General features: G+C 57.9%; 5 protein-coding genes. All 5 read left to right on the plus strand.

Going from position 1 to position 3,336, the window contains the following annotated elements:
* The first annotated feature begins 91 nt into the window (after positions 1–91).
* Positions 92–469 carry an acyltransferase gene (locus ABX749_RS26820; RefSeq protein WP_372898712.1) on the plus strand — a complete coding sequence of 126 codons (378 nt, stop codon included), beginning with the start codon at positions 92–94 and terminating at the stop codon, positions 467–469.
* Complete coding sequence (locus ABX749_RS26825; RefSeq protein WP_372898713.1) at positions 466–987, plus strand: hypothetical protein; 522 nt, start codon at positions 466–468, stop codon at positions 985–987. Before ABX749_RS26820 ends, ABX749_RS26825 begins: the two co-directional genes overlap by 4 nt.
* Positions 984–1,343, plus strand: a complete 360-nt coding sequence (locus tag ABX749_RS26830; protein WP_372898714.1) for a hypothetical protein — start codon at positions 984–986, stop codon at positions 1,341–1,343. Before ABX749_RS26825 ends, ABX749_RS26830 begins: the two co-directional genes overlap by 4 nt.
* Before the next feature lie 62 nt (positions 1,344–1,405).
* Complete coding sequence (locus ABX749_RS26835) at positions 1,406–2,251, plus strand: DUF1559 domain-containing protein (RefSeq protein WP_372898716.1); 846 nt, start codon at positions 1,406–1,408, stop codon at positions 2,249–2,251.
* A gap of 13 nt (positions 2,252–2,264) precedes the next feature.
* Positions 2,265–2,819, plus strand: coding sequence for a sugar O-acetyltransferase (locus ABX749_RS26840; RefSeq protein ID WP_372898717.1), 555 nt, complete (start codon positions 2,265–2,267; stop codon positions 2,817–2,819).
* Positions 2,820–3,336 lie beyond the last annotated feature (517 nt).

A 3,336-nucleotide genomic window follows, 5' to 3' on the forward strand; every position in this document is an offset into this window, starting at 1 on the left:
TGATCTCTAGTTCCTTCCGGCCGTGCAGAACAGGTGCGACGAGACGAATGACCATCCAACCGACCCCCGCGTGAATAAGAGTTTGAACTCCATGACTCGTTCCCATCGACAGAATCATCGACGCCGACATGGTTACATGTTGTTCGAGATGTTGGTCGCCATGGCGTTTATGGCGGCCGCGACTGGGATTGCGCTCAAAACACATCAAGCCCGGATGGACTACGATCGCGATTCATTGGATCGATTGCGTCGACAGTTGGTGATCGAGAATCTGGCCGAGCAGTTGGCAAGTGTCCCCTATTCGCAGATTTCGACCACGGCCTCTGAGTTGCAATCCGATTCGGACGCGGAAGTCAGCGTCGAACCGTTCGAAACCGAATCCAAACAAGGAGTTCACCTGACGATCAAGATGGAGACCGGCGGTCGTCTATTGCGACATCACCTGTGGCGACTGGAGCCGACGTCATGAACCGAATCAAGACGTCGCTGACGCATCCACGACCCAGGGTGGGACGTGCCGGAACGGCCGGGGGGTTCACGCTGGTCGAGTTACTGCTGGTGCTCACCTTGACCGCCTCTCTCTTGGGCGGTGTGATCAGCTTGGTGTCGATCGCGCGGCGAAGCAGCCTGGAAGCGACCCAAAACCAATTTCACCGACAAGAGATCCGCCGTTTTGCAGACGACATTCGCCGCGACGTGCGGCATTCCACACGCAGCGTCGTGAAAGACGGCGAACTGGAGTTGACCACCGCGACTTCGGATCGAACCATTACCTATCAGATCGACAATGAATCGCTGGTCCGGCGGCGGCTGGTCGAATCAAACGATTCGGCTCCGTCGGTCGACCGCTACGCGTTCGGCAAGGACGCCAAAGTGGACGTTCAGTGGCTGGAAGAAATCCGAGCCGTCCGGTGGACGATCACATCAACGCAGCGTCCCCAACAACCGATTGAAATCCTCGCTTCGGAAAGGTCAACACGAGAATGAATCGTCGCTCGTTATGCATCAGACGCTTCGGGTCCATTGGGTTGATCCTGGTGTTGATTTTGGCCTTGCTGGTCGGCACGTTCGCCGTGTCGACAACGCGTCATGCGTCGAATGAACGTCACCACACGCTACATCACCAGTCGATCATGGTCCTTGAATCGGCGATCGAGGCGGTCGAACAGTCCGATCCTGACCCTGGCTCAACGCTGCGACTGCCCCTGGACCAGAACTCGAACCGATGGATTCAAGTGGAATCCGTCGATGGTCCCGATACGAAACGTCAGTACCAGGCCACGCTCTACCACAACGATCAACCCGGCCTGTCCATCCAGCGACTTGCAAGGAGCGACTCATGAGCTGCCCGAACGAGACGACAATCTCCCCGATCTTTTTTGAACCTCCAATTGATTTGCCAGCGATGTCTACACCCCGTCGAGCGTTCACGTTGGTCGAATTATTGGTCGTGATCGCGATCATCGGAATTCTGGTGGGACTGGCCGCGCCCGCGTTGCAATCGATGCGGGAATCGTCGCGCCGGTCACTGTGCCAATCGCGGTTGGTGCCGATCGGGATGGCGCTGCAAAGCTATCACGATCGCTGGCAACAGTTTCCCGTCGGCACGATTGCCGATTCAGGGCCGGTGCAAAGTGAACCGGTGGGGAATCATCACAATTGGCTGGGACGATTGCTCGATTTGCTCGACCAGCCGGTGGTCGCAGCTCAGATCGATCGCTCCGTCAGCATCTACGACGATGCGAACGCGGCGGTCTTGAAGCTCGAGTATCCGGGCGTGAAATGCCCGTCCGCCGGTCGCTATCCCCCCAATGCCAGTTGCTATGTGGGCTTGCATCATCCGACGGAGAAGGCGATCGACGAAACCGACCACGGCGCCTTTGTTTTGAACGTGCCGATCAGCCGGGATGACATCAGTGACGGCATGTCCAACACCGCATTCGTTTCCGAAAAACTGCTCCGCGACGACGACCTGGGCTGGCTCAGCGGCACCCGTGCGACACTCCGCAACGTAGGGAGCGGAATCCAGATCAACGAAGATCCGTCCGCGTCGTTGGCCCCTTTGGAGGTCGGATCGATCGGCAGCCGTCATCCCGCCGGCGTCCACGTGCTGTTCGGGTCTGGTGAAATCCGCTTCCAGACCGATCAGACCGATCAGCGTGTCTTGGAACAGATGGTCGATCGCCGTGACGGCGGTCTGCCGCTGCACTTTCAATCGATGGAAGAACAACGGCGCCAGAGTGTCGAGTGAATTTCATTTCGGCATGCCGAGTGAACGCGAAAAAATGTTGGCCGGCGAGCGCTACGACCCAAACGATCCGGAGCTGGCAGAAGCCCGCCTGACGGCCCGGATGCGATGTCATGCGATCAACCAAGCGTCGCCACGTGACGAGGTCTTGCGACGCAGCATCTTGCGGAAACTGTTCGCCAGCGGTGGCGATTCAGTTTGGCTGGAACCGCCGTTTCGTTGTGACTATGGCACGAACATCCATCTCGGCGAAAAGGTCTACTTCAATTTCGATTGCGTGATTCTGGATGTTTGTGACGTCCGCATGGGTGACTTCGTTTTCATCGGCCCCGGCGTCCACATCTACACGGCCACCCATCCCCTGGAAGCGGTGCCCCGCCGAACCGATGAGTTTGGCAAACCCGTCACGATCGGAAGTGATGTCTGGATTGGCGGCAAGGCGATCGTCTGCCCTGGAGTGACGATTGGTGACCGCAGTGTCATCGCTGCCGGCAGCGTGGTGACGAAGGACGTGGCGCCCGGCGTCGTCGTTGCTGGGAACCCGGCCAAGGTGATCCGCACGATCGATTGAAAGGGACGTCAATTGTATAACGACAGCTTTTTGCAACCCATTTAGATTCTCTCCCTCTGGGAGAGACGGCGTTTGCGCAGCAAGCAAACGCCAGAGAGGGTTCACGCTGCAAAAGCCTTGGCGCCTTCCGCTACGATCAAATCCATCACTTATACAATCGATGTCCCACTCAATCAGAAGGACGGCCTTGACTGACGAACGGCCGCCGCACTTTGCCCGTGAGACTCCGTTGGCTCGCTGTCGTCGTTCCGCAGCTTTCGTGCCGCGGCGGGGTCGGTGCTTGCCTGCCGTCTACATTGAACGGGTAAGCAAAGTTCAATACGTTGGAGTGGAAGCGGATGAAACGGTCAATGATTTATGTCGCGGGATTCGTCGCAGTCGCCTTGATCGGCGCGTTCGCCGTGGCTCTGACCACTCGAGCGGGGTACGAGTCGGCTGAATACAAGGTCATCGAGACTGACGGATCGATTGAAATTCGCGAGTATCCGGACCTGATGCTGGCCGCCACCGATTCGAA

It is taken from the genome of Stieleria sp. (assembly GCF_041595215.1).
Classification (GTDB): Bacteria; Planctomycetota; Planctomycetia; order Pirellulales; family Pirellulaceae; genus Stieleria; species Stieleria magnilauensis.

Excerpts from the sequence above, each read along its gene's own strand:
- ABX749_RS26840 (WP_372898717.1), top strand. The coding sequence starts at position 2,265 with ATGCCGAGTGAACGCGAAAAAATGTTGGCCGGCGAGCGCTACGACCCA.
- ABX749_RS26820 (WP_372898712.1), top strand. The coding sequence starts at position 92 with ATGACTCGTTCCCATCGACAGAATCATCGACGCCGACATGGTTACATG.
- ABX749_RS26835 (WP_372898716.1), top strand. The coding sequence starts at position 1,406 with ATGTCTACACCCCGTCGAGCGTTCACGTTGGTCGAATTATTGGTCGTG.
- ABX749_RS26830 (WP_372898714.1), top strand. The coding sequence starts at position 984 with ATGAATCGTCGCTCGTTATGCATCAGACGCTTCGGGTCCATTGGGTTG.
- ABX749_RS26825 (WP_372898713.1), top strand. The coding sequence starts at position 466 with ATGAACCGAATCAAGACGTCGCTGACGCATCCACGACCCAGGGTGGGA.